The organism is Pseudomonas putida, assembly GCF_028682455.1.
GTDB classification, from domain to species: domain Bacteria; phylum Pseudomonadota; class Gammaproteobacteria; order Pseudomonadales; family Pseudomonadaceae; genus Aquipseudomonas; species Aquipseudomonas putida_AA.
The window spans coordinates 150,781-175,350 of sequence record NZ_JANHLD010000003.1 but is presented as its reverse complement, the minus strand read 5'-3'; the positions used below and the strand labels follow the sequence as shown (position 1 = coordinate 175,350).

At 63.4% G+C, this 24,570-nt stretch carries 18 protein-coding genes; 12 read left to right on the top strand and 6 right to left on the bottom strand.

The features are described from left to right. Positions 1 to 26: 26 nt before the first annotated feature. Positions 27 to 911 carry an acyltransferase gene (locus tag NPS58_RS17945; RefSeq protein ID WP_274116690.1) on the bottom strand — a complete coding sequence of 295 codons (885 nt, stop codon included), beginning with the start codon at positions 909 to 911 and terminating at the stop codon, positions 27 to 29. 180 nt (positions 912 to 1,091) lie between these two features. Here NPS58_RS17945 and NPS58_RS17940 point away from each other — a divergent pair, with 180 nt between their 5' ends. From NPS58_RS17940 to creD, 4 genes are all read left to right on the top strand, one after another. Further along, a complete protein-coding gene (locus NPS58_RS17940) occupies positions 1,092 to 1,595 on the top strand; it encodes an ATP-dependent zinc protease family protein (RefSeq protein ID WP_274116689.1) in 504 nt (167 codons plus the stop codon). A 112-nt stretch (positions 1,596 to 1,707) separates the two neighbouring features. After that, entirely contained in the window at positions 1,708 to 2,385 is a 678-nt protein-coding gene (gene creB / locus NPS58_RS17935) for a two-component system response regulator CreB (protein ID WP_274116688.1), read from the top strand. Next, positions 2,385 to 3,818 (top strand): two-component system sensor histidine kinase CreC, encoded by a 1,434-nt coding sequence (gene creC, locus NPS58_RS17930; protein ID WP_274116687.1) that lies wholly within the window; start codon positions 2,385 to 2,387, stop codon positions 3,816 to 3,818. The genes creB and creC overlap by 1 nt, the downstream gene beginning before the upstream one ends. Before the next feature lie 95 nt (positions 3,819 to 3,913). Then, positions 3,914 to 5,242: a cell envelope integrity protein CreD gene (gene creD, locus NPS58_RS17925; RefSeq protein ID WP_274116686.1), complete on the top strand. Its 1,329-nt coding sequence runs from the start codon at positions 3,914 to 3,916 to the stop codon at positions 5,240 to 5,242. Between the two features lie 139 nt (positions 5,243 to 5,381). Here the strand turns inward: creD and NPS58_RS17920 are convergent, their stop codons facing one another. The 5 genes from NPS58_RS17920 to aceE form a co-directional block, all read right to left on the bottom strand. After that, positions 5,382 to 6,008, bottom strand: coding sequence for a glutathione S-transferase (locus NPS58_RS17920; RefSeq protein ID WP_274116685.1), 627 nt, complete (start codon positions 6,006 to 6,008; stop codon positions 5,382 to 5,384). 9 nt (positions 6,009 to 6,017) lie between these two features. Continuing rightward, on the bottom strand, positions 6,018 to 6,683 hold the full coding sequence (gene msrA, locus NPS58_RS17915) for a peptide-methionine (S)-S-oxide reductase MsrA (protein ID WP_274116684.1): 666 nt from the start codon (positions 6,681 to 6,683) through the stop codon (positions 6,018 to 6,020). 84 nt (positions 6,684 to 6,767) lie between these two features. Next, positions 6,768 to 9,461 carry a putative bifunctional diguanylate cyclase/phosphodiesterase gene (locus tag NPS58_RS17910; RefSeq protein ID WP_274116683.1) on the bottom strand — a complete coding sequence of 898 codons (2,694 nt, stop codon included), beginning with the start codon at positions 9,459 to 9,461 and terminating at the stop codon, positions 6,768 to 6,770. A 298-nt stretch (positions 9,462 to 9,759) separates the two neighbouring features. Beyond that, positions 9,760 to 11,394: a dihydrolipoyllysine-residue acetyltransferase gene (gene aceF / locus NPS58_RS17905; protein WP_274116682.1), complete on the bottom strand. Its 1,635-nt coding sequence runs from the start codon at positions 11,392 to 11,394 to the stop codon at positions 9,760 to 9,762. Positions 11,395 to 11,407: 13 nt separating this feature from the next. Then, entirely contained in the window at positions 11,408 to 14,053 is a 2,646-nt protein-coding gene (gene aceE / locus NPS58_RS17900) for a pyruvate dehydrogenase (acetyl-transferring), homodimeric type (RefSeq protein ID WP_274116681.1), read from the bottom strand. A gap of 428 nt (positions 14,054 to 14,481) precedes the next feature. Between aceE and glnE the strand changes: the two genes are divergently transcribed. From glnE to NPS58_RS17860, 8 genes are all read left to right on the top strand, one after another. Then, positions 14,482 to 17,418: a bifunctional [glutamate--ammonia ligase]-adenylyl-L-tyrosine phosphorylase/[glutamate--ammonia-ligase] adenylyltransferase gene (gene glnE, locus NPS58_RS17895; protein ID WP_274116680.1), complete on the top strand. Its 2,937-nt coding sequence runs from the start codon at positions 14,482 to 14,484 to the stop codon at positions 17,416 to 17,418. Positions 17,419 to 17,575: 157 nt separating this feature from the next. Further along, positions 17,576 to 18,625, top strand: a complete 1,050-nt coding sequence (gene waaF / locus NPS58_RS17890; protein WP_274116679.1) for a lipopolysaccharide heptosyltransferase II — start codon at positions 17,576 to 17,578, stop codon at positions 18,623 to 18,625. Next, complete coding sequence (gene waaC / locus NPS58_RS17885; RefSeq protein ID WP_274116678.1) at positions 18,626 to 19,684, top strand: lipopolysaccharide heptosyltransferase I; 1,059 nt, start codon at positions 18,626 to 18,628, stop codon at positions 19,682 to 19,684. It abuts the gene before it with no gap. Further along, a complete protein-coding gene (locus tag NPS58_RS17880; RefSeq protein ID WP_274116677.1) occupies positions 19,684 to 20,808 on the top strand; it encodes a glycosyltransferase family 4 protein in 1,125 nt (374 codons plus the stop codon). Before waaC ends, NPS58_RS17880 begins: the two co-directional genes overlap by 1 nt. Then, positions 20,805 to 21,611 carry a lipopolysaccharide core heptose(I) kinase RfaP gene (gene rfaP / locus NPS58_RS17875; RefSeq protein ID WP_274116676.1) on the top strand — a complete coding sequence of 269 codons (807 nt, stop codon included), beginning with the start codon at positions 20,805 to 20,807 and terminating at the stop codon, positions 21,609 to 21,611. The genes NPS58_RS17880 and rfaP overlap by 4 nt, the downstream gene beginning before the upstream one ends. Further along, positions 21,611 to 22,345 carry a lipopolysaccharide kinase InaA family protein gene (locus tag NPS58_RS17870; RefSeq protein WP_274116675.1) on the top strand — a complete coding sequence of 245 codons (735 nt, stop codon included), beginning with the start codon at positions 21,611 to 21,613 and terminating at the stop codon, positions 22,343 to 22,345. The genes rfaP and NPS58_RS17870 overlap by 1 nt, the downstream gene beginning before the upstream one ends. Beyond that, positions 22,342 to 23,094, top strand: coding sequence for a lipopolysaccharide kinase InaA family protein (locus tag NPS58_RS17865; RefSeq protein WP_274116674.1), 753 nt, complete (start codon positions 22,342 to 22,344; stop codon positions 23,092 to 23,094). The genes NPS58_RS17870 and NPS58_RS17865 overlap by 4 nt, the downstream gene beginning before the upstream one ends. Further along, positions 23,094 to 24,530: a lipopolysaccharide kinase InaA family protein gene (locus NPS58_RS17860; RefSeq protein WP_274116673.1), complete on the top strand. Its 1,437-nt coding sequence runs from the start codon at positions 23,094 to 23,096 to the stop codon at positions 24,528 to 24,530. Before NPS58_RS17865 ends, NPS58_RS17860 begins: the two co-directional genes overlap by 1 nt. Positions 24,531 to 24,570: the final 40 nt, after the last annotated feature.

Below are 24,570 nucleotides of genomic sequence, written 5' to 3'. Positions count from 1 at the left end.
TCGGCTTCTGGAGGGGCGGGCTTGGCCTACAGTTCGGCGCGCAGTGCTTCGATGCGTGCGTCCTTGTCATGCCAGAGTTGGTTGACCCAGTCCTGCACGGTCTGGCGGAAGACCGGGTCGTTTTCGTAGTCGCCATTCCACAGGGCCGGGTCGAGTTCACGCACCTGGATGTCGATGATCACCTTGGGCACTGCGCCACTGAGCAGGTCCCAGAAACCGGGGGCCTGCTTGCCGGGGTAAACGATGGTGACGTCGAGCAGGGCGTCCAGTTGCTCGCCCAGCGCAGCCAGCACGAAAGCCACGCCGCCGGCCTTGGGTTTGAGAAGGTGCTGGAACGGTGACTGCTGGGCTATGCGCTTGGCTTGGGTGAAGCGCGTGCCTTCCAGGTAGTTGACCACGGTCACCGGCTGGCGCTTGAACAGCTCGCACGCCGCCTTGGTGATCGCCAGGTCCTGGCCCTTGAGTTCTGGATGTTTATCGAGGAATGCCTTGCTGTAGCGCTTCATGAATGGGTAGTCCAGCGCCCACCAGGCCAGGCCCAGCAGGGGCACCCAGATCAGCTCTTTTTTCAGGAAGAACTTGAAGAACGGAATGCGTCGGTTGAGGGCCTGGATCAGTGCCGGGATATCGACCCAGCTCTGGTGGTTGCTCACCGCCAGGTACGAGGTATCGAGGCGCAGGTCGGCAGCGCCGCGCACCTCCCAGATCGTGGGGATGCACAGGCGGAAGATCAGTTTGTCGATCTCGGCCCAGGTTTCGGCGATCCACATCACTGCCCACGAGGCATAGTCACGGTAACGGCCGGGCAGGACCAGTTTGAGCAGGGCAAAGACCATCAGCGGGCCGATCAGGACCAGGGTGTTGAGCAGCAACAGCATGGTCACAAGAATGCCCGTCAGTAAGCGGCGCATAAGAAAGCTCTTATATTCAAGTAAGCGGTCGGCAATGATAAGCAGCCGCCGGGCGTACGCCAAATGCTCCGCTCTGGCCGGGTCGCACAAATGTTTCACTTTGTGTTGAGTAAGCTATTCGCGCGAACCTATCCTGCCTTCGCAGTCTAAACACTGTCTTTTCTCAAGGAAGCGGATCCTGTGAAATCTGTACTTGTACTGCTGTCCCTGCTCGCGCTGCCGGTCATGGCCGCCGACCCGACCCTTTACGGTCGCTACGAATACATCAAGCTCCCGGAGTTTGGCGGTGAAACCCTCAAGGCCAAGATGGACACCGGCGCCCTGACCGCATCGTTGTCGGCCAAGGACATCGAGCGGTTCACCCGCGACGGTGAAGACTGGGTACGCTTTCGCCTGGCGACCAAGGAGTCCGACGGCAAGGTCTATGAACACAAGCTGGCGCGCATGAGCAAGATCAAGAACCGCGCCGACGAAGACGAAGATGGCGAAGGTGCCGACATCAGCAAGCGCCCGGTAGTGGACCTCGAGCTGTGCCTGGGCGACGTCAAGCGCACCGTGGAGGTCAACCTGACCGACCGCAGCAGCTTCAACTACCCGTTGCTGATCGGCGCCAAGGCCTTGCGTGAGTTCAAGGCGGCGGTGAACCCGGCACGGCGGTTTACCGCGGGCAAGCCAGACTGTTGATGCGCTTCAAGCGGCAAGTTTCAAGCTGCAAGCTGCAAGAAAAAGCGCTTCAGTGTAACGTCACGCAATCCGCTTCCACTTGAAGCTTGTCGCTTGAGGCTTGCCGTTCCAGATGCCCCATATCCTGATCGTCGAAGACGAAGCCGCCATCGCCGATACCCTGATCTTCGCCTTGCAGGGTGATGGTCACAGCACCGAGTGGGTCACCCTGGGTAGCGCTGCGCTCGAGCAGCAACGCCTGCGTCCGGCCGACCTGATCATCCTGGATATCGGCCTGCCGGATATCAGCGGCTTTGAAACCTGCCGGCAGTTGCGCCGCTTCACTGAGGTGCCGGTGATGTTCCTGAGTGCCCGCGACGGTGAGATCGACCGGGTGGTGGGGCTTGAGATCGGCGCTGACGATTATGTGGTCAAGCCTTTCAGCCCCCGGGAAGTCGCCGCACGGGTGCGGGCGATCCTCAAGCGCATGGCACCGCGTGCCGAGCCTGAAGCTGCCAGCGTGTTCCAGCTCGATACCCTACGCATGCAGATCAGCTACCGCGGCCAGGCCCTGGCCCTGACCCGCCACGAATTTCGCTTGTTGCAGTGCCTGTTGGAGCAGCCCGAGCGGGTGTTCAGCCGCGAGCAGTTGCTCGACGCCGTGGGGGTTGCCGCCGATGCCGGCTACGAGCGCAGCATCGACAGCCATATCAAGAGCCTGCGTGCCAAGCTGCGCCAGGTGGCCGCCAGTGCCGAACCGATCCAGACCCATCGCGGCCTGGGCTACAGCTACAGCCCGAGCCATAGCTGATGCGCCTGGGGATCCGGATTTTCCTGGTCTATTTCCTGTTCGTGGGGCTGATCGGCTTTTTCATACTCAGCACCGTGCGCGAAGAGATCCGCCCCGGTGTGCGGCAGTCCACGGAAGAAACCCTGGTCGACACCGCCAACCTGCTGGCCGAAATCCTGCACGACGACGTCAAGGCCGGCACCCTCGGCCAGAGCCGCTTGCCGCAGTTGCTGCGCGCCTATGGCCAGCGGCAACCCAAGGCCGATATCTGGGGCTTGTCGAAGAACCAGGTGAACCACCGCATCTATGTCACCGACGCCAAGGGTATTGTACTGCTCGACTCCAGCGGGGCCGCGGTGGGCGAGGACTATTCGCGCTGGAACGATGTGTACCTGACCCTGCGCGGCGAGTACGGCGCGCGCTCCACCCGCAGCGACCCGGATGACCCGGAGTCGTCGGTGATGCACGTGGCAGCGCCGATTCTCGATGAGGGCAAGATCATCGGCGTGGTGACCGTGGCCAAGCCGAACAAGTCGCTGCAGCCGTATATCGATCGTTCGGAACGGCGCTTGCTGTACCTGGGGCTGGGGTTGATCGGCCTGGGCCTGTTGGTGGGCGCGGCGTTGTCGTGGTGGCTGGCGCGCTCGCTGCGGCGCCTGACCCATTACGCCCAGGCGGTGAGCGAGGGTGAGCGCACCGCGCTGCCGCATTATCGGGGCGGTGAACTGGGGCAACTGGCGGCGGCGGTGGAGCGCATGCGCACGCAGCTCGAGGGCAAGGATTATGTGGAGCGCTACGTACACACCCTGACCCACGAACTGAAAAGCCCGCTGGCGGCCATCCGGGGTGCCTCGGAGCTGTTGCAGGGGCCGATGGACGAGACGCAGCGCCAGCGCTTTGCCGGCAATATCGAGAGTGAAAGCGCGCGCATGCAGCAGTTGATCGAGCGCCTGCTGAACCTTGCGCAGGTCGAGCAGATGCAGGCGCTGGAAGAGCAGCAGCACGTAGCGCTGGCGGCGCTGGTCGATGAACTGCTGGTGGCCCAGGGCGCGCGTATCGAAAGCATCGGTCTGCAGGTGCGCCAGCGGGTGCCGGGGAATGTACGCTTGCTGTGCGAGCCTTTCCTGATGCGCCAGGCCATCGCCAATCTGCTCGACAACGCCCTGGACTTCACCCCGCCGGGCGGCTTGCTGCTGTTCGAGCTGGAGCGACGCAACGAGCGCGTGGCCTTGAGCCTGTTCAACCAGGGCGAGGCGATTCCCGACTATGCGCTGGGGCGAGTGAGCGAGCGTTTCTATTCGTTGCCGCGCCCGTTCGGTGGTCGCAAGAGTACCGGCCTCGGGCTGAATTTCGTCGAGGAAGTGATGCAACTGCACGGCGGCTCGCTCGATGTGGCCAACGTCGAAGACGGTGTACGCGTGCGCCTGTGGCTACCGGCAAAGCGCCTGGGCTGAAAACTTCACACAAGCTCCATATGCTCTCCACATAGCTTCTCAAAGGCTCCATTTCGCGTGCGCAGACTCTGCCCATCGAAACCGGAGCCTTCTTCATGAACCGATCCTTGAGTATCAAACTCGGCGCCATCGCCTTCTTGATCATCCTGCTGTTGATCCCTCTGCTGATGATTGGCGGCCTGATTGGCGAGCGTCAGGCGCTGCGTGACAGCGTGGTGCAGGACATTGCCCAGAGCTCCAGCTTCAGCCAGCAGATCATCGGGCCGGTGCTGGTGGTGCCGTACCGCAAGACCGAACGGCGCTGGAAGCTCCAGGATGGCCAGACGACCCAGGAAACCAGCCAAGTCAGCGGTCACCTGTACTTCTTGCCGGAAACCTTCGAGCTGAAAGCGAGCGTCGACACCGAGCTGCGTTCACGCGGGATCTACCAGGCCCGGCTGTTCCACGCGGACAACCACATCAGTGGGCATTTCAAACTGCCCGCGCAATGGGGCATTACCGAGGACTACGCCGATTACCGCTTCGAGCCGGCCTTCCTGGCGGTGGGTATCAGCGATATCCGCGGTATCGACAAGGGCCTGCAATTGCAGCTCAATGACCGGCGCCTGGATTTCCAGCCGGGTACCCGCCTGGGCTGGCTGGGCAGCGGCGTGCATGCAGCCCTGGGCGCCCTCGACGCTCAAGCCGAGAGCCGGCTCGACTACAGCTTCGACCTCAGCCTGCAGGGCACCGGGCAGTTGCATGTACTGCCGGTGGGCCGCACCACCAGCGTGAGCATGGCCTCCAACTGGCCGCATCCAAGTTTTGTCGGCAACTACCTGCCCAGCAGTCGCAAGGTGGACGCGGGGGGCTTTTCCGCCCGCTGGCAGACTTCGTTTTTTTCCACCAACCTGGAAGACGCCTTGAACCAGTGTCAGGCCAATGCCAACTGCGAGGATTTCCGGGGCCGGGCATTCGGCGTCAGCTTCGTCGACCCGGTGGACCAGTACCTCAAGAGCGAGCGGGCGATCAAATACGCGTTGCTGTTCATCGCCCTGACCTTTGCTGGCTTCTTCCTCTTCGAAATTCTCAAGAATCTCAGCGTGCACCCGATCCAGTACGCCCTGGTCGGCGCGGCGCTGGCGTTGTTCTACCTGTTGCTGCTGTCGTTGTCCGAGCACCTGGGCTTCGGCCTGGCGTACCTGCTGTCGGCCGGGGCCTGTGTCCTGTTGATCGGCTTCTACCTGTGCCACGTGCTGCACAGCCTGTGGCGGGCGCTGGGCTTTGCCGTGGGCCTGGCGGTGCTTTACGGCATGCTCTACGGGCTGCTCAGCGCCGAGGACTATGCGTTGCTGATGGGCGCGCTGCTGCTGTTCGGGCTGTTGGGTGTATTCATGGTGCTGACCCGCCGGCTTGACTGGTACAGCATCGGGAGAGGGCAATGAGCGGGCTGCGGGAGGAGAGGAGGCTGGGGGCGGTGATGGCGCTGAACATTGCGATCATTTGGGAGGGAGAGATCGCGGGGCAAGCCCGCTCCCACAGACATCCGCCGGTGGGAGCGGACATGCCCCGCGATAAGGTCGGTCAAGACGGCTCGGTAGCCCGCATCGACTCACGCTGACTCACCTCTGCATACCACGCCGCAAGCTTTGGCTGGCGCTCGCGCCAGCCAAGGTCCGGCATGCGCAGGTCGAGGTAACCCAGGGCACAGGCCACGCCGATGGCGGCGATGTCGAACACTGACGCCAGTTCGGCGATGTGCTGCTGCTCGAGGTTGGCCAGGCCGCGACGGATCTTGTCCTGCTGCGCGTCGACCCAAGTGTCCCAGCGCTTGTCTTGCGGACGCAGGAAGGTTTCGTAGCGGGTCAGGACTGCTGCGTCCATGATCGCATCTGCCAGGGCCGCCAGGGTCAGGCGGTTCCAGCGCGCCGCGCCTTCCTTGGGGATCAGCGGGTTACCCACATGCTGCAGGTCGAGGTATTCGCAGATCACCCGGCTGTCGAACAGCACGTTGCCGTCGTCCAGGCGCAGGGCCGGGATCTTGCCGGCCGGGTTGGTCTGGTTCAGGTCGGCATCGGGTGCGACCGGGCTCAGGCTGATGCTGTGCACGGCTACCCGATTGGTTTGCCCGGTTTCATGCAGTACCACCATGACCTTGCGCACGAAGGGCGAGGCGGGTGAGTGGAACAGCGTCATGGTTGGTGCAGACATGCGCGCTCCTCAGTTGCCTTGCAGGCTGGGCGGCAGGCACACGCCGGTACCGCCGATGCCGCAGTAGCCTTCGGGGTTCTTGGCCAGGTACTGCTGGTGGTAGGCCTCGGCAAAGTACACGGTCGGTGCCTGGTCGATCTCGGTGGTGATTTCGCCGAAGCCGGCCTTGGTCAGTTCAGCCTGGTAGGTCGCTTTGCTGGCCAGGGCTTCTTCCAGTTGCTGGGGGCTGGTGCAGTAGATCACCGAGCGGTACTGGGTGCCGATGTCGTTGCCCTGGCGCATGCCCTGGGTCGGGTTGTGCAGTTCCCAGAACATGGCCAGCAGCTCGCGGTAGCTGACTTTGTCCTTGTCGAACACCACCAGCACCACTTCGGTGTGGCCGGTCAGGCCCGAGCAGACTTCTTCGTAGGTCGGGTTGGGGGTGAAACCGCCGGCGTAGCCGACAACGGTGCTGACCACGCCTTCACGCTGCCAGAAGCGTCGTTCGGCGCCCCAGAAGCAACCCAGGCCGAAGATGGCAAAATCGACGTTCTCGAAGAACGGACCAAGCAGCGGCGTGTCCTTGAACACGAAGTGCTTCTCGGGCAGGGTCATTGGGGTTTCGCGGCCAGGCAGTGCCTGTTCGGCAGTTGGCAGTACGTTTTTATTCACCAGGATTTCCGAGCGCAGGACCATAGCTGTTCCTCTTTTAGTGTTTGCCCATCGCGGGGCAAGCCCGCTCTTACAGGGACCCTATATTGCCCGACTGTTACGTCGCTGTCAGGCGCTGGGGCCGCGCGGGTAACGCTTGAGCTTCTCGATCAGCTCGCTACCGGGAATCGGCCGGTCGAACAGGTAGCCCTGGCCCACATCACAGCGGTGGCGACGCAGGAACGCCAGCTGTTCGGCGGTCTCGATGCCTTCGGCGACCACCTTGAGCTTGAGGTTGTGGGCCATGGCCACCACCGCCGAAGTGATCTCCATGTCGTCCTGGTTGTCCGGGATCTCGTGGATGAAGCTGCGGTCGATCTTGATGATGTCGATCGGAAACTTCTTCAGGTAGCTGAGCGAGGAATAGCCGGTGCCAAAGTCGTCCATGGCCAGGGTCAGGCCCAGCTGCTTGAGCTGGTCGAGCTGGCGGTGGGTGTCTTCGGTGGCCTCGAGCAGCAGGCCTTCGGTCAGCTCCAGTTCCAGCAGGTGTGGCGGCAGGGCTTCTTCCTTGAGAATGTTGGCGATCGAGGCGACAAGGTCAGGGTCGGAGAACTGCTTGGGCGAGAGGTTGATCGCCACCTGCAGGTTGCCCAGCCCTTCGGTGCGCAACAGCTGGCTCATGCGGCAGGCCTGGCGGGCGATCCACTTGCCGATGGGGATGATCAGGCCGGTCTCTTCGGCCACGCTGATGAACTGGTCCGGGCGGATCATGCCCTTCTCCGGGTGGTTCCAGCGCAGCAGCGCCTCCAGGCCGAGCAAACGGCCGCTGCGCAGGCACAGCTTGGGCTGGTAGAACACATCCAGCTCGTTCTGGGTCAGGGCCCGGCGCAGGTTGTTCTCGACGAACAGCTTGTAGCTGGCTTCGGCGTTCAAGGCCTCGGTGAACACCTGGACCTGATGCTTGCCGTTGGCCTTGGCCTTGTGCAGGGCAAGGCCTGCGTTCTTCATCAGGGTCTGCGGGTCGCGGCCATGCAGGGGCGCGCAGGCCAGGCCCACGGAGGCGGTCACGTTGATCAACTGGTTGTCGACGAACATGGGCTTGTCGAGGGTGCGCAGTAGTTGCTGGGCGACCTGCTGACCGATGTCCAGGTCGGTGTGTTCGAGCAGCACGGCAAATTCGTTGCTGGCAAAGCGCGCCAGGCTGCCGCCAGGGCTGAGGCTGTTGCGCAGGCGCCGGGCCAGGCTGATCAGCAACTTGTCGCCGGTCTGGTGGCCGAGGCTGTCGTTGATCCGCTTGAAGTTGTCGATGTCCACCAGCAGCAGGCTGATGGGGCTGTCGCTGTCCCGGCTGAAGCGCTCGTCGAGGTTGCGGATGAACGCGGGGCGATTGCCCAGGCTTGTGAGGTTGTCGGTGTAGGCCAGGCGCTCGATGCGCTGCTGGGCCAGCTTGCTCTGGGTGATGTCTTCGTAGATGCCGATGTAGTGGGTCAGTTCGCGGTTATCACCGTAGACCTTGGAAATCGACAGCTGTCCCCAGTAGGGCTCCAGGTTCTTGCGCCGGCTTTTGAACTCACCTTGCCAGCTGTTGCCGATGGCAAGGCTCGAGGGAGCGTCGAACAGCAGTTCGCTGAGGTTCTCGAGGGCGGGCAGCTCCGAAAGCCGCTGCCCGTGCACCTCGTCGGTACTGTACTGGGTGATGGCGGTGAAGCTTGGGTTGACGTACTCGACCACGCCGTCGCGGTTGACCAGCAAGAAGGCGTTGGCGCTTTGCTCCACCGCACGCTGGAACAGGTGCAGGGCGCTGGTGGCGGTGCGGCGGTTGTGATTGTTGATGACCTGGGCGAACTGGTCGGCCAGCTCGCCGGCAAAGGCGATTTCATCCGATTGCCAGGCCCGCGGCGAGCCAGTCTGCTCCAGGCACAGCACACCGACCACCTGGCCGTCGATACGGATACTGGCATCGAGCATGGCGTTGATGTCGCGCGGGCGCAGGCTCTCGGCCATCTCGCGGGTGCGCGGGTCGTGGCTGGCATTGTGGGCGTCGATGGCGCGGCTGGTGTGCAGGGCGTCGAGATAGTCGGGAAAGCGACCCACGTCGATGGGTTCGGGCAGGGTGTACGCCTGGGTTGCCCGGTAGTACGCGGAGATCGGCTCCAGGCGCTGGCCTTCCAGGTACCAGATGCTCGCGCAGTCGATCTTGTAGATCTCGCAGGCGCTGCGGGTAATCAACTCCGCGGCTTCGAGCAGCGAGTTGCTGGCGGTGTAGCGATGGCGCGCCAGGTGCAGGATCAGCTCCTGCTGGGCGCTCACTCGCTCAAGGTGTTCGAGTTGCTCCTGCTGGGCCCGCTGGTTTAGCTGCAGGGCGATCTGCAGGCGGTTGTTGCGGGTTTCGAGGTCGGCGGCGCTCAGGTCCGGGGCGTCGCCTGGCTGGGTGTCGATCACCATCAGGTAGCCGCGAAGCAGTTGGCGGTTGTGTTGCTTGTAGGCTTCACCCAGTTCCAGCAGGTGCAACGGCCCTTGGGCGGTGTGCAGGGTGTAGCGCACCAGGTAGCTGGGGCGCTGGCCCAGTTGCAGCTGGATGTCGTCATGCAGTTTGTAGCGGGCCTCAGGCTCCATCAGGCTGGCGTAGGGCGAGCCGACCAGGGCGCAGAGATCGACCGCCGCCACGCCGAACTGGCGTTCGCAGGCGGGATCGAGGTAAAGCAGTGCCCAGCTGGCTTCATTTAGCCGCTCGAAACGCAGCATGCCGAGCCGCGAGGGCACCGGCAATTGCGTCACTACCTCGGCCGCCATACGGCTGGCGGCATCGGGTTGGCTTTTCATCGAGAGCTCGCTTCAAGAAGGCTGTTCGTGCAGGTAGCGCACGTTGCGACTACACGGGTTGGGCAAGGTTGCATGATGAGCTTGAGGCTAGCAAGCAATACCATTGTGTCGGCAGGGACACGAAATTCTGTAGCAGCGGGCTAGCACCGCGATGCGGTGGACTGTGAGAAAGCTATCGCGGGGCAAGCCCGCTTCTACGGGCAAAAAAAGCCCCGCCAAAGTGACGGGGTTGAGGTACGAGCGTGGCAGCTCGAAAAGGGAGCCTGTCTCCCCCGGCAGGAGGAGACAGGGGACAGCATTACAGCAGCATGGTGCGGATGTCGGTCAGCAGGTCGCCCAGGCGCTTGGTGAAGCGTGCGGCAGCCGCGCCGTTGATCACACGGTGATCGTAGGACAGCGACAGCGGCAGCATCAGCTTGGGCTGGAAGGCCTTGCCGTCCCAGACAGGCTGGATGGTGGCCTTGGAAACACCCAGGATCGCCACTTCCGGCGCGTTGACGATCGGCGTGAAGCCGGTGCCGCCAATGTGGCCGAGGCTGGAGATGGTGAAGCAGGCGCCTTGCATGTCGTCGGCCGACAGTTTCTTGGTCCGGGCTTTTTCAGCCAGGGCCGCCGCTTCGCCCGCCAGTTGCAGCAGGCTCTTCTGGTCGACGTTCTTGATCACAGGGACCAGCAGGCCATCCGGGGTGTCTACGGCGAAACCGACGTTGACGTATTTCTTGCGGATGATCGCCTTGCCGCTAGGCGCCAGCGAGCTGTTGAAGTCCGGCAGTTCCTTGAGCAGGTGAGCACATGCCTTGAGCAGCAGTGGCAGTACGGTCAGCTTGACGCCGGCCTTCTCTGCAACGGCTTTCTGCGCAACGCGGAAGGCTTCCAGCTCGGTGATGTCGGCGCTGTCGAACTGGGTGACGTGAGGCACGTTCAGCCAGCTGCGATGCAGGTTGGTAGCACCCATCTGCATCAGGCGAGTCATCGGCACTTCTTCGATTTCGCCGAAGCGGCTGAAATCGACTTCCGGGATCGGCGGGATGCCTGCACCACCGGTTGCACCGGCGGCTGGCGCTTGCTTGGCCTGCTGCATCATGGCCTTGACGTAGACCTGCACGTCTTCCTTGAGAATACGACCGTGCGGGCCAGAGGCCGCAACGGCGCTCAGCTCGACGCCGAACTCGCGGGCCAGCTGACGCACGGCAGGGCCGGCGTGAACCTTGGCACCGCTGGCAGCAGCAGGGGCTGCAGCAGGAGCAGCGGCCGGGGCCGCAGCAGGTGCAGGCGCGGCAGCCGGTGCAGCTTCAGCCTTGGCTGGCGCCGGTGCGGCAGCGGCAGGTGCTGGAGCGGCGGCAGGGGCTGCGCCGGCGACTTTCAGCTTGATGATCAGGTCGCCAGTGCCGACTTCGTCGTCGAGCTTGGCGATCACGGCTTCGACAACGCCCGCGGCTGGAGACGGGATCTCCATCGAGGCTTTGTCCGACTCCAGGGTGATCAGCGACTGGTCGGCTTCGACGGTGTCGCCGACCTTGACCAGCACTTCGATGATCTTGGCCTTGCCCGAGGAGCCGATGTCCGGAACGTGGATGTCCTGGACGGTGGCAGCAGCCGGTGCGGCGGCAGGCGCTGGAGCTGCCGCTGCAGCCGGGGCTGCAGCAGGCTTCTCTTCGGCAGCCGGTGCGGCGGCCGGAGCCTCGGGCGCAGCGGCTGCGCCCTCGACTTCCAGTTCCATCAGCTCGTCGCCTTCCTTGAGGCGGTCGCCCAGCTTGACCTTCAGCGACTTGATCACACCGGCCTTGGGGGCCGGGATCTCCATGGAGGCCTTGTCGGACTCCAGGGTCAGCAGGCTCTGGTCAGCCTCGATGCGGTCGCCGACTTTGACGAACAGCTCAATGATTTCACCTTCACCGCTGCCGATGTCAGGTACGCGAATGAGTTCGCTCACTTAAAAATACTCCTCAGCAGTCCAGTGGGTTGCGTTTGTCCGGGTCGATACCGAACTTGGCGATGGCGTCGGCCACAACCTTGGGTTCGATCTCGCCACGGTCAGCCAAGGCTTCCAGTGCAGCCAGCACGACGAAGTTACGGTCGACTTCGAAGAAGTGACGCAGTTTCTTGCGGCTGTCGCTGCGACCGAAACCATCGGTACCCAGGACTTTGAACTCTTTGCTCGGCACCCACTGGCGAATCTGTTCGGCGAACAGCTTCATGTAGTCGGTGGAGGCGATAACCGGGCCCTTACGGCCAGCCAGGCACTCTTCAACGTAGGTGATCTGTGGCTTCTGACCAGGCTTGAGGCGGTTGCTGCGCTCTACGGCCAGGCCGTCGCGACGCAGTTCGTTGAAGCTGGTGACGCTCCACACGTCGGCGCCGACGTTGAACTCTTCACGCAGGATCTTCGCCGCTTCACGCACTTCACGCAGGATGGTGCCGGAGCCCATCAGCTGTACGTGGTGTGCCGCTTCGCGGGTGTCTTCCTCGAGCAGGTACATGCCCTTGATGATGCCTTCCTCGGCGCCGGCCGGAATGGCTGGCTGGGTGTAGGCTTCGTTCATCACGGTGATGTAGTAGAAGACGTCCTGCTGCTCTTCGGTCATCTTCTTCATGCCGTCCTGGATGATCACCGCCAGCTCGTAGCCGTAGGTTGGATCGTAGGTGCGGCAGTTCGGGATGGTTGCGGCCATCAGGTGGCTGTGACCGTCTTCGTGTTGCAGACCTTCACCGTTGAGGGTGGTCCGGCCGGCGGTACCGCCGATCAGGAAACCACGGGTACGGCTGTCGCCAGCGGCCCAGGCCAGGTCGCCGATACGCTGGAAGCCGAACATCGAGTAGAAGATGTAGAACGGCAGCATCGGCTGGTTGTGGTTCGAGTACGAAGTACCGGCCGCGATGAAGGAGGACATGGCGCCCGCTTCGTTGATGCCTTCTTCGAGGATCTGGCCCTTTTTGTCTTCGCGGTAGAACATCACCTGGTCTTTATCGACTGGCTCGTAGAGCTGGCCGACGGACGAGTAGATGCCCAGTTGGCGGAACATGCCTTCCATACCGAAGGTACGGGCTTCGTCCGGGATGATAGGAACGATGCGCTGGCCGATTTCCTTGTCCTTGACCAGCTGCGCGAGGATCCGCACGAAGGCCATGGTGGTGGAGATTTCGCGGTCGCCCGAACCGTCCAGGATCGCCTTGAGGGTTTCCAGTGGCGGGGTCGGGATGCTGAAGCTCTTGGCGCGGCGCTGAGGCACGAAACCGCCCAAGGCAGTGCGACGTTCGGCCAGGTAACGGGCCTCTGCGCTGCCTTCTTCAGGTTTGAAGAACGGCAGGTTTTCCAGCTCGTCGTCCTTGACCGGGATGTCGAAGCGGTCGCGGAACTGACGCAGGCTGTCGACGTCGACTTTCTTGGTGTTGTGCGCGGTGTTCTTGGCTTCACCTGCACCGGTACCGTAACCCTTGATGGTCTTGGCCAGGATGACGGTCGGCTGCTCTTTGTGGTTGACCGCCTGGTGGTAGGCCGCATAGACCTTGTACGGGTCGTGGCCGCCACGGTTGAGCTTCCAGATTTCGTCGTCGGACAGGTCTTCGACCATAGCCTTGAGTTCTGGAGTATTGAAGAAGTGCTCACGGACGAACGCGCCGTCCTTGGCCTTGTAGTTCTGGTATTCGCCGTCGATGACTTCATCCATGCGGCGTTGCAGGGCACCGTTGGTGTCCTTGGCCAGCAGTGGGTCCCAGAAACGGCCCCAGACCACTTTGTTGACGTTCCAGCCACCGCCACGGAACACGCCTTCGAGTTCCTGGATGATCTTGCCGTTGCCGCGAACCGGGCCGTCGAGGCGCTGCAGGTTGCAGTTGATGACGAAGATCAGGTTGTCCAGTTTCTCGCGGCCAGCCAGCGAGATTGCACCCAGCGATTCCGGCTCGTCGCACTCGCCGTCGCCCATGAAGCACCAGACTTTCTGCTTGCCGGCAGGGATGTAGCCGCGCGCTTCCAGGTACTTCATGAAGCGTGCCTGGTAAATCGCCTGGATCGGGCCCAGACCCATCGAAACGGTCGGGAACTGCCAGAAGTCAGGCATCAGCCATGGGTGCGGGTAGGACGACAGGCCTTGGCCATCGACTTCCTGACGGAAGTTGTTCATCTGGTCTTCGCTGATGCGGCCTTCCATGAAGGCGCGAGCGTAGACGCCAGGCGAGGCGTGGCCCTGGAAGAAGATCAGGTCGCCGCCGTGCTCGTCGGTCGGGGCCTGGAAGAAATAGTTGAAGCCGATGTCATACAGGGTGGCACTGGAGGCGAAGCTCGAAATGTGGCCGCCCAGGTCCGAGTCTTTCAGGTTGGTGCGCATCACCATTGCCAGCGCGTTCCAACGGACCAACGAGCGAATGCGGCGTTCCATGAACAGGTCGCCAGGCATGCGTGCTTCGTGGGTGACAGGGATGGTGTTGCGGTATGGCGTGGTGATGGCGTACGGCAGCTGGGAGCCACTACGGGTGGCCAGCTCGCCCATACGGGTCATCAGATAGTGAGCGCGGTCTTCGCCTTCTTTGTCGAGAACCGACTCCAGGGCGTCCAGCCATTCCTGGGTTTCGACGGGATCGAGGTCTTGCATGGCTTGCTCCAGGGCGGAAAGGCTTCCAGAATCGGTTGCCTGAGTTTGCGACTGGCCTTTTGGGCAGACGACATGAAATTCTTGGATTACCGGAGAGTGTACCGGCGTTGTGTAGTTTTACTACAAATGAATCACCATTTCATGCTTTTGAAGTGACGAAGCAGTAGTAAAACTACAGAAAAATGGCTCGTGGCTGCTGTTCGGGTTGTGGGATAAAACGATACCGGTGGTTAAAAACAAGTTGCGAAAAGGTTTGCTGCGATGGTTTCTGCCAGAGAATCAGGTTTTTCAGCTATTTCTAACTTTTGTATGACAGTCCAACCGTGGTCGGCAGGAGCGGGCTTGCCCCGCAATGCAATTTGCCAGACAAAATGCTTTGGCGGTGCAAGCCCGCTCCTACACTCTTTCTCGCCGATCAAGGATAGACCATGAGCCTGCCTTTGCTGGTCGACCTGCCAGCCACCCTCGTACCGCTGGTCAGTCGCAACGAACAATCGCTGCGCAACGCCATCGCCCAGCACCCCGAGCTGTCGATCGAACATTGGACGCCGGAGCGCTGGGCGCAGTTTGCCCGGGTCGCGGCCGCCAGCGATTTTGTCCTCGAGCAGTGCGTGCGTGATCCGGCCCTGTTGATCGATCTCGAGCGCAGCGGTGAACTGGACCGCAGCTTTGCGCCAGGCGAGTTGTGCGCGCAGATCGAAGCCGCGACCCAGGCCGCCGGCACCGAAGACGAGTTGGCGCGTAACCTGCGTCGCCAGCGCAACCGCCAGCAGGTACGGATCATCTGGCGCGATCTGAATCGCCAGGCCGACCTGGTGCAGACCTGCCGCGACCTGTCGGACCTTGCCGATGCCGCCATCGACCAGGCCTACAACTGGCTCTACCCACGCCACTGCCAGCAATTCGGCACGCCCATTGGCCACCGCAGCGGGCAGCCACAACATATGGTAGTGCTGGGCATGGGCAAGCTCGGCGCGGTGGAGCTGAACCTGTCCTCGGACATCGACCTGATCTTCGCCTTCCCGGAGGGCGGTGAAACCGAAGGGGTCAAGCGCTCGCTGGATAACCAGGAGTTCTTCACCCGCCTGGGCCAGCGCCTGATCAAGGCCCTCGACCCGATCACCGTCGACGGCTTTGTGTTCCGTGTCGACATGCGCCTGCGCCCGTACGGCTCGGCAGGTGCCCTGGTGCTCAGCTTCAATGCACTGGAGCAGTACTACCAGGACCAGGGCCGCGACTGGGAGCGCTACGCCATGATCAAGGCGCGGGTGGTGGCAGGCGACCAGGTGGCCGGTGCGCAGTTGCTGGATATGCTGCGCCCCTTCGTTTACCGGCGTTACCTGGACTTCTCGGCCATCGACGCGCTGCGCACCATGAAGCAGCTGATCCAGCAGGAAGTACGGCGCAAGGGCATGGTCGACAACATCAAGCTCGGTGCCGGTGGCATTCGCGAGGTCGAGTTCATCGCCCAGGCATTCCAGCTGATTCATGGTGGTCGCGACCTGAGTCTGCAGCAGCGGCCCCTGCTCAAGGTGCTCGCCACCCTGGAGGGCCAGGGCTATCTGCCGGCAAAGGTCATCGCCGAGCTGCGCGAAGGCTACGAGTTCTTGCGTTACACCGAACATGCCATCCAGGCCATCGCCGACCGCCAGACCCAGATGCTGCCGGACGATGAGCTGGACCGTGCCCGCATCGCCTTCATGCTCGGCTTTGCCGATTGGGCCAGCTTCCATGCTCAGTTGATGCACTGGCGCGGGCGGATCGACTGGCATTTCCGCCAGGTGATCGCCGATCCGGATGAAGATGAAAGCGAAGAAGGCGAAGTGATTGTCGGCGGCGAGTGGCTGCCGCTCTGGGAAGAAGCCCAGGATGAAGAAGCCGCGTGCCGCCAGCTGGAGGACGCCGGTTTTGCCGATCCGGGCAAGGCGCTCAAGCAGTTGGCCGGCCTGCGTGCCAGCCCGCAGTTGCGCGCCATGCAGCGGCTCGGCCGCGAGCGCCTGGATGCCTTTATTCCACGCTTGCTGGCCCAGGCGGTGGAGCATGCCGATCCGGACCTGGTGCTGGAGCGGGTGCTGCCCCTGGTCGAGGCCGTGGCGCGGCGTTCGGCGTACCTGGTATTGCTCACTGAAAACCCCGGCGCACTGCGTCGCCTGCTGACACTGTGCGCGGCAAGCCCGTGGATCGCCGAGCAGATCACCCGCTTCCCGCTGCTGCTCGATGAATTGCTCAACGAAGGCCGCCTGTTCAGTCCGCCGCAGGCGCCGGAACTGGCGGCCGAACTGCGTGAGCGGCTGACGCGCATCCCCGAGGACGACCTCGAACAACAGATGGAAGCGCTGCGCCACTTCAAGCTGGCCCACAGCCTGCGGGTCGCCGCCTCGGAAATCGCCGGCAACCTGCCGCTGATGAAGGTCAGCGACTACCTGACCTGGCTGGCCGAAGCCATCCTCAACCAGGTGCTGGCCCTGGCCTGGCGCCAGACCGTGTCCCGGCATGGCCAGCCAAAGCGCAGTGACGGCAGCCTGTGTGATCCGGGCTTCATTATTGTGGGCTATGGCAAGGTCGGCGGTATCGAGCTCGGCCACGGCTCGGACCTGGACCTGGTGTTCATCCATGACGGTGACCCGCAAGCCGAAACCGACGGCGCCAAGCCGATCGATAGCGCCCAGTTCTTCACCCGCCTGGGCCAGCGCATCATCCATTTGCTGACCACCCAGACCAACTCCGGCCAGCTCTATGACGTGGACATGCGCTTGCGTCCCTCGGGGGCGTCGGGCCTGTTGGTCAGCTCGCTGGGTGCCTTCGAGCGCTATCAACAGAACGAGGCCTGGACCTGGGAGCATCAGGCGCTGGTGCGTGCCCGGGTGCTGGCGGGCTGCCCGCAAGTGGGCAAAGCCTTTGAAGAGGTGCGCGCGCGGGTGCTTGGACAACTCCAGGACCTGGCCAAGCTGCGCGCCGAAGTCAGTGAGATGCGCGCCAAGATGCGCGACAACCTGGGAACCAGGCTCAGCACGGCCGGTACGGGTGCCAATGCCTATGACGCCGGTGTGCCCTTCGATATCAAGCAGGATGCCGGTGGTATCGTCGATATCGAATTTATGGTGCAATACGCCGCTTTGGCCTGGTCTCACGACCATCCGGCCTTGCTGCGCTGGACCGACAACATCCGCATCCTCGAAGAGCTTGAGCAGGCCGGGTTGATGCCCGCCAGCGATGCGGTGCTGCTGCGCGAGGTGTACAAGGCGTTTCGCTCCGCCGCGCACCGCCAGGCGCTGCAGAAACAGGCCGGGGTGATCGATGCCGGGCTGTTCGTGCAGGAGCGTCGCGAGGTGCGGCGGATCTGGGGCGAGCTGGGTCTGACATGAGTCGTTGAACCAGGCGAATCAGGCGGCAGGGAGCCTGCCAGGACCACACTACAGCCCGAGTGGCGTACACTGGTCGACATATAGCCTGAATATAAAGAGGGGAGGCCAGGCGGTTCGCGGACAGTCTGTAGCCTCCCTGATCGTTTCTGGATAAAGCATGAGAATTTTGATCATTGGCCCCAGCTGGGTGGGCGACATGGTAATGGCGCAGACCCTGTTCCAGTGCCTGAAGCAGCAGCACCCGGCGTGTGTGATCGACGTGCTGGCCCCCGAGTGGAGCCGGCCGATCCTCGAACGCATGCCTGAAGTGCGCCAGGCCTTGAGCTTTCCGCTCGGCCACGGTGCGCTGGAACTGGCAACCCGGCGGCGTATCGGCAAGTCCCTGGCCGGCCAGTACGACCAGGCCATCCTGCTGCCCAACTCGCTCAAGTCGGCGCTGGTGCCGTTCTTTGCCGGCATTCCCAAGCGCACCGGCTGGCGTGGCGAGCTGCGCTTCGGCCTGCTCAACGATGTGCGCAAGCTCGACAAGGCGCGCTACCCGCTGATGATCGAGCGGTTCATGGCCCTGGCCTACCCGGCCGGTACCGAGCTGCCCAAACCTTATCCACGCCCGAACCTGCAGATCGAAGCGGCCAGCCGTGACGCGGCCCTGGCCAAGTTCGGCCTGACCCTCGACCGCCCGGTGCTGGCGCTGTGTCCGGGGGCTGAGTTCGGCGAGGCCAAGCGCTGGCCGTCGGAACATTACGCCAAGGTCGCCGAGGTCAAGATCCGCGAAGGCTGGCAAGTGTGGCTGTTCGGTTCGAAGAACGATCACGCCGTGGGCGAATCGATCCGCGACCGGCTGATCCCCGGCCTGCGCGAAGAAGCCAGCAACCTCAGCGGCGAGACCTCGCTGGCCGAGGCCATCGACCTGCTGTCGTGCAGCGATGCGGTGGTGTCCAACGACTCGGGCCTGATGCACGTGGCTGCAGCGCTCAATCGGCCGTTGGTAGCGGTCTATGGTTCGACCTCGCCGGGTTTCACCCCGCCGCTGGCCGATCAGGTCGAGGTCGTGCGCCTGGGCCTTGAGTGCAGCCCCTGCTTCGACCGTACCTGCCGCTTCGGGCACTACAATTGCCTGCGCCAGCTCGAACCGCAGGCGGTGGTGGCGGCCCTGCAGCGTCTCGACGGGCCGACCCTTGTTGATGTCATGGCCGAGGTCGACTAAGTGCGGGTACTGCTGATCAAGACCTCGTCCCTGGGGGATGTGATTCATGCGCTACCGGCGCTGACCGATGCGGCCCGAGCGATTCCCGGCATACGCTTCGACTGGGTGGTCGAGGAAGGCTTTGCCGAGATTCCCAGCTGGCACCCGGCGGTGGACAAGGTCATCCCGGTGGCGATCCGTCGCTGGCGCAAGAACCTCTGGCAGACCTTCAAGAATGGCGAATGGCGCCAGTTCAAGCAGCGCCTGCGGGAAAGCAAGTACGACCTGGTGATCGACGCCCAGGGCCTGGTGAAGTCGGCTTGGCTGACCCGCTACGTCAAGGCGCCGGTGGCCGGGCTCGACCGCTATTCGGCGCGCGAAGGGTTGTCCAGCCGCTTCTATGACCGGCGTTTGTCGGTGGCCCGCGGGCAACATGCGGTGGAGCGGGTGCGCCAGCTGTTCGGCCTGGCCCTGGGCTACGACCTGCCGGCCGGCCTGGGTGACTACGGCCTGGACCTGAATCGCCTGCAACTGCCCCCTGCTGCCCCTTTTGTCGTGTTTCTGCACGGCACCACCTGGGCCACCAAGCACTGGCCCGAGGCTTACTGGCGCCAGCTGGCCGAGCGCCTGGGCCAGCAAGGTCTCGAGGTACGCCTGCCCTGGGGCAACCCGGCCGAACAGGCGCGCGCCGAGCGCATTGCCAAGGGCTTGAACAACTGCCAGGTACTCCCCAAATTGAACCTGGCCGGTGTTGCCCGGGTGCTGGCGGCTGCCAAGGCCTGCGTGGCGGTGGATACCGGCCTGGGTCACCTGGCGGCGGCACTGGATGTGCCGACCCTGTCATTGTTCGGCCCCACCAACCCGGGGTTGACCGGGGCCTACGGCAAGTCCCAGGTGCACCTGGCCAGCGACTTTGCCTGCGCACCCTGCCTGCAGAAAAAATGCACTTATAAACCGAGCGCTGATGATCAGCGCCGGTTCGATCTCAAACGCGAGTGGCCACTGTGCTTCACTCGCCTGAATCCCGAGCGTGTGGCGAGCCAATTGCGCGCGTTGCTGCTGGCTGAGGATGTTCGTTGATGCAACTGGCTTTTGTGCTGTACAAATATTTCCCCTTCGGCGGCCTGCAGCGTGACTTCATGCGCATTGCCCTGGAGTGCCAGCGCCGTGGCCACAAGATCCGCGTCTACACGCTGATCTGGGAAGGCGATGTGCCTGAGGGCTTCGAAGTGCTGGTGGCGCCGGTCAAGGCGTTGTTCAACCACCGTCGCAACGAGAAGCTCAGCGCCTGGATGGAGGCCGACCTTGCCAAGCGTCCGGTGGACCGCCTGATCGGCTTCAACAAGATGCCGGGGCTGGATGTCTACTACGCCGCCGACGGCTGCTTCGAAGACAAGGCGCAGACCCTGCGCAATCCTCTGTACCGGCGCTGGGGCCGCTACCGTCATTTCGCCGAGTACGAGCGGGCGGTGTTCGCCAAGGATGCCAAGACCGAAGTCCTGATGATTTCCGAGGTCCAGCAGCCACTGTTCATCAAGCACTACGGCACACCGCTGGAGCGTTTTCACCTGCTGCCACCGGGCATTTCCCAGGACCGTCGGGCACCGGCCAACGCCGCTGAAATCCGTGCAGAGTTTCGGCGCGAGTTCGACCTCAAGGACGATCAGTTGCTGATGGTGCAGATCGGCTCCGGCTTCAAGACCAAGGGTGTCGATCGCAGCCTCAAGGCCTTGGCCGCCCTGCCGTCGGCGCTGCGCAAGCGTACCCGGCTGATGGTGATCGGCCAGGACGATCCCAAGGTGTTCCAGCTGCAAAGCGCGACCCTGGGCCTGAGCGACCAGGTGCAATTCCTCAAGGGGCGCAGCGACATCCCGCGCTTTCTGCTCGGCGCCGACCTGCTGATTCACCCTGCCTACAACGAAAACACCGGCACCGTGCTGCTCGAAGCGCTGGTGGCAGGCTTGCCTGTGCTGGTCTCGGCCGTTTGTGGCTATGCCCATTACATTGCCGAGGCCGACAGTGGCCTGGTACTCGATGAGCCGTTCGAGCAAGAGCAGCTCAACCAGTACCTGCAGCGCATGCTCGCAGACGACGCCGCCCGCGCCGCCTGGGCGCGCAACGGCCTGGCGTTTGCCGACACCGCCGACCTCTACAGCATGCCCGAGCATGCTGCCGATGTGATCCTGGCCCCGGAGCGTACATGAAACTGATACTGGCCGAGCCGTTCAAACGCCTGTGGGCCGGGCGCGATGCCTTCGATGCCGTGGAGGGCCTGCAAGGGCAGGTGTACCGCGAGCTGGAAGGGCGTCGCACCCTGCGCACCGAAGTCGAAGGGCGGGGCTATTTCGTCAAGATCCACCGTGGCATCGGCTGGGGCGAGATCTTCAAGAACCTGTTCACCGCCAAGCTGCCGGTCCTCGGTGCCGGCCAGGAATGGCAGGCCATCGAGCGCTTGCACCAGGTGGGTGTGCCGACCATGACTGCCGTGGCTTACGGTGAACGGGGCAGCAACCCGGCGGCGCAGCATTCGTTCATCGTCACCGAAGAGCTGGCACCGACCATCAGCCTGGAAGACTTCAGCATCGACTGGGTCAAGCAGCCGCCGGCACCGCGCCTCAAGCGCGCGCTGATTGCCGAGGTGGCGCGCATGACTGGCATGATGCACCGCGCCGGGGTCAACCATCGCGACTGCTACATCTGCCATTTCCTGCTGCACACCGACCGTGAAGTGACGGCCGATGACTTCAAGCTGTCGGTCATCGACCTGCACCGCGCCCAGACCCGTGCGACCATCTCCCGGCGCTGGCGCAACAAGGACCTGGCGGCGCTGTATTTCTCGGCGCTGGATATCGGCCTGACCCGGCGCGACAAACTGCGCTTCCTGCGCGGTTACTTCCAGCAGCCGCTGCGCCAGATCCTGGCCGAGGAAGCGGCCCTGCTGAGCTGGCTCGAAGGCAAGGCGCAGAAGCTCTACGAGCGTAAACAACGATACGGGGACGCGCTCTGATGGCGGGTTGGACACTGGAGCCTGGCTACCAGGCGCTGGCGGCGGATTTTGGCAGTATCGAGGCGGTCTTTGCCCTCAAGGGCGAACGCCTGACCCACGACCCGCTGAGCGAAGTGATTCGCGTCGAGCGCGATGGGGTCAACTACTACGTCAAGCGTTACATCGGTGCCGGCAAGGGCCTGCGCCGTTACCTGGGGCGCCCGCGGATCAAGGCCGAATGGCAGAACCTCAAGCAGTTCGCCAAATGGGATATTCCTACCGCTGAAGTGGTGGCCTGGGGCCTGGAGCGCAAGGGCCTGGCCTTTGGTCGCGGGGCGATGATCACCCGCGAGTTGCCGCGCACCGAAGACCTCTCGGCCCTGGCCGAACGCAGGGATCCGCGCCTGGCCCAGCGTGGCTGGGTCGATCACATCAGCCGCCAGTTGGCCCGGCATACCCGGGTGATGCACGATCACCACTTCACCCATAACGACCTGAAGTGGCGCAACCTGCTGGTGGACGACCAGGCCACGCTATTCTTCATCGACTGTCCCACCGGCGACTTCTGGTGGGGGTTCATGTTGCGCTACCGGATCACCAAGGACCTGGCCTGCCTGGACAAGGTGGCCAAGTATCACCTGTCGGCTACCCAGCGCCTGCGCTTCTACCTGCAATACCGCGGGCGTGAGCGCCTCAATGAATCGGACAAGCGCCGCATCCGGCACGTCGTGACGTTTTTCGAGGGACGCGAATGACTGATTTTCTGGCCAGTGCCGACGTGGCGCTGCTTGAGCGCCATGGCCTGAACGGCTTCGACCAGCTCTGGGCGCTGCAACTGGATGCGGTGGATGAGCCCAACACCGGCCGTGGCGGTTGGAGCAGCGTGTTCCGCCTGGAGCTGGAGGGCAAGGGTTACTACCTCAAGCGTCAGAGCGACTACCTGACCCGCACCCTGCACAGCCCGTTCGGCGAGCCGACCTTTGCCCGCGAGTTTCGCAATATCAGCCGCTACCAGAAGCTGGGGATTCCCGCCTTGCAGGCGGTGTACTACGGCGAGCGCAAGATCGACGGCGAACGCCGCGCCATCCTGATGACCCGTGCCCTGGATGACTGGAGCGACCTGGACGGCTTGCTGGCCCAATGGCCGGAGATGGACGTTGGCCAGCGCCAGGGCATCCTGCGTGCCTGTGGCCAATTGGCCCGCACCCTGCACGCGGCCAGCCAGGTGCATGGCTGTTTCTACCCCAAGCATATTTTCCTGCGGGCCCGCAGTGATGGCTGGCAGGCGCAATTGATCGACCTGGAAAAAACCCGACCATTGCTGCTGGGCATGCGCGACCGGCTCAAGGACCTTGAACCGCTGTTGCGCCGGGCGCCGGTCTGGAGCGAAGCTGAAGTACGCGTGATGCTGTCGTCCTACCTGGACCAGCCCGCCGACAGCACGCTGGTCGATACCTGGCTGCAGCGCCTGACGCGCCGCCGCCGTGAGAAAGAGGCTCGCTGATGCGTTTGTCCGAACTCAAGGATGCCGGGCGTACCCCGGACCTGCCCCTGAACATCAGCCTGGCCGACGCCGCCGGCAGTGCCGAATTGCAACTGCTCAGCCTGTTGCGGGTATTGCCCGGGCAGCGCTATGTGGGCGCTGGCGTCTGGCGCGGCAAGCCGGTACTGGCCAAGTTGCTGGTCGGCAGCAGTGCCGCACGGCATTTTCAGCGCGAGCTCGAAGGCGCGCGCCTGCTGGCCGCCCAGGGCCTGACCACCCCACTGTTGCTCGCCGATGGCCTGCGCGAAGGTGAGGGTGGTTGGCTGCTGTTCGAATTCCTCGAAGGCGCCCAGAGCCTTGCCGAAGCCTGGGCCGACGTCGAAGCCTTGCCGCCGCTGGCCGATGAACAGCAAGCGGTGCTGGGTGAAGCCCTGGTGGCGGTGGCGCTGATGCACGCCAAGGGCCTGTGGCAGGAAGACCTGCACCTGGACAACCTGCTGCGCCATGACGGCCAGCTGTACCTGATCGACGGTGCCGGTATCAAGGCTGAAACCCAGGGCACGCCGCTGTCGCGCCCGCAGGTGTTGCAGAACCTCGGTGTGCTGTTCGCCCAGTTGCCCAAGCGCCTGGAGCCGTTCATTGAAGAGCTGCTGGTGCACTACCTGCTGGCCAACGCCGAGCATGCGTTGCCGCTCGAAGCCCTGCAAAAGCAGATCGACAAAGTGCGCAGCTGGCGCCTGAAGGATTATCTGGAGAAGGCCGGGCGTGAATGCACGTTGTTCAGCGTCGAGCGGGGCCCCTCCGGCTTGCGCTCGATTCGCCGCAACGAGGTGCAGGCGCTGTTGCCGGTACTGGAGCAGGCCGACACGCTGATTGACCAGGGCCACCTGTACAAGACCGGTGGCGCGGCCAGCGTCGCCCGTGTGGACGTGGACGGGCGGCCGTTGGTACTCAAGCGCTACAACATCAAGAACACTGCCCATTGGTTCAAGCGCTTCTGGCGCCCGAGCCGGGCCTGGCATTCGTGGATCGAAGGGCATCGCCTGGAGTTTCTCGGCATCGCCACGCCCAAGCCGCTGGCCGTTCAGGAACTGCGCTTCATGGGCTTGCGCAGCCGGGCTTATCTGGTGACCGAGTATGCCGACGGGCCGGACCTGATCGAGTGTTTTACGCCTTACGTCGAGAGTGGCGAGGTGCCCGAGGAGCAGTTGTCGGCTTTGCAGGCGCTGTTGACGCAGCTGATCCACGAGCGTATCAGCCATGGCGACATGAAGGGCCACAACCTGTTCTGGCAGGATGGCCAATGGTCGCTGATCGACCTGGATGCCATGTGCCAGCACACCACCCAGCTCAGCTTCGCCCCGGCTTACGCCCGTGATCGGGCCCGGTTGTTGCGCAACTGGCCCAGTGGCAGCGCGTTGTACAAGCGCCTGGATGAGTGCTTGCCCAAGCTGTGAACTGATCGGTAGGAGCGGGGCAAGCCCGCTTCTACCGGTT

Bases quoted from the DNA above. Each gene is read 5' to 3' on its own strand.
- NPS58_RS17920 (WP_274116685.1), bottom strand. From the start codon at position 6,008: ATGTCTGCACCAACCATGACGCTGTTCCACTCACCCGCCTCGCCCTTC.
- NPS58_RS17880 (WP_274116677.1), top strand. From the start codon at position 19,684: ATGCAACTGGCTTTTGTGCTGTACAAATATTTCCCCTTCGGCGGCCTG.
- NPS58_RS17870 (WP_274116675.1), top strand. From the start codon at position 21,611: ATGGCGGGTTGGACACTGGAGCCTGGCTACCAGGCGCTGGCGGCGGAT.
- waaF (WP_274116679.1), top strand. From the start codon at position 17,576: ATGAGAATTTTGATCATTGGCCCCAGCTGGGTGGGCGACATGGTAATG.
- creB (WP_274116688.1), top strand. From the start codon at position 1,708: ATGCCCCATATCCTGATCGTCGAAGACGAAGCCGCCATCGCCGATACC.
- NPS58_RS17865 (WP_274116674.1), top strand. From the start codon at position 22,342: ATGACTGATTTTCTGGCCAGTGCCGACGTGGCGCTGCTTGAGCGCCAT.
- NPS58_RS17860 (WP_274116673.1), top strand. From the start codon at position 23,094: ATGCGTTTGTCCGAACTCAAGGATGCCGGGCGTACCCCGGACCTGCCC.
- msrA (WP_274116684.1), bottom strand. From the start codon at position 6,683: ATGGTCCTGCGCTCGGAAATCCTGGTGAATAAAAACGTACTGCCAACT.
- creC (WP_274116687.1), top strand. From the start codon at position 2,385: ATGCGCCTGGGGATCCGGATTTTCCTGGTCTATTTCCTGTTCGTGGGG.
- NPS58_RS17945 (WP_274116690.1), bottom strand. From the start codon at position 911: ATGCGCCGCTTACTGACGGGCATTCTTGTGACCATGCTGTTGCTGCTC.
- NPS58_RS17910 (WP_274116683.1), bottom strand. From the start codon at position 9,461: ATGAAAAGCCAACCCGATGCCGCCAGCCGTATGGCGGCCGAGGTAGTG.
- aceE (WP_274116681.1), bottom strand. From the start codon at position 14,053: ATGCAAGACCTCGATCCCGTCGAAACCCAGGAATGGCTGGACGCCCTG.
- glnE (WP_274116680.1), top strand. From the start codon at position 14,482: ATGAGCCTGCCTTTGCTGGTCGACCTGCCAGCCACCCTCGTACCGCTG.
- creD (WP_274116686.1), top strand. From the start codon at position 3,914: ATGAACCGATCCTTGAGTATCAAACTCGGCGCCATCGCCTTCTTGATC.
- rfaP (WP_274116676.1), top strand. From the start codon at position 20,805: ATGAAACTGATACTGGCCGAGCCGTTCAAACGCCTGTGGGCCGGGCGC.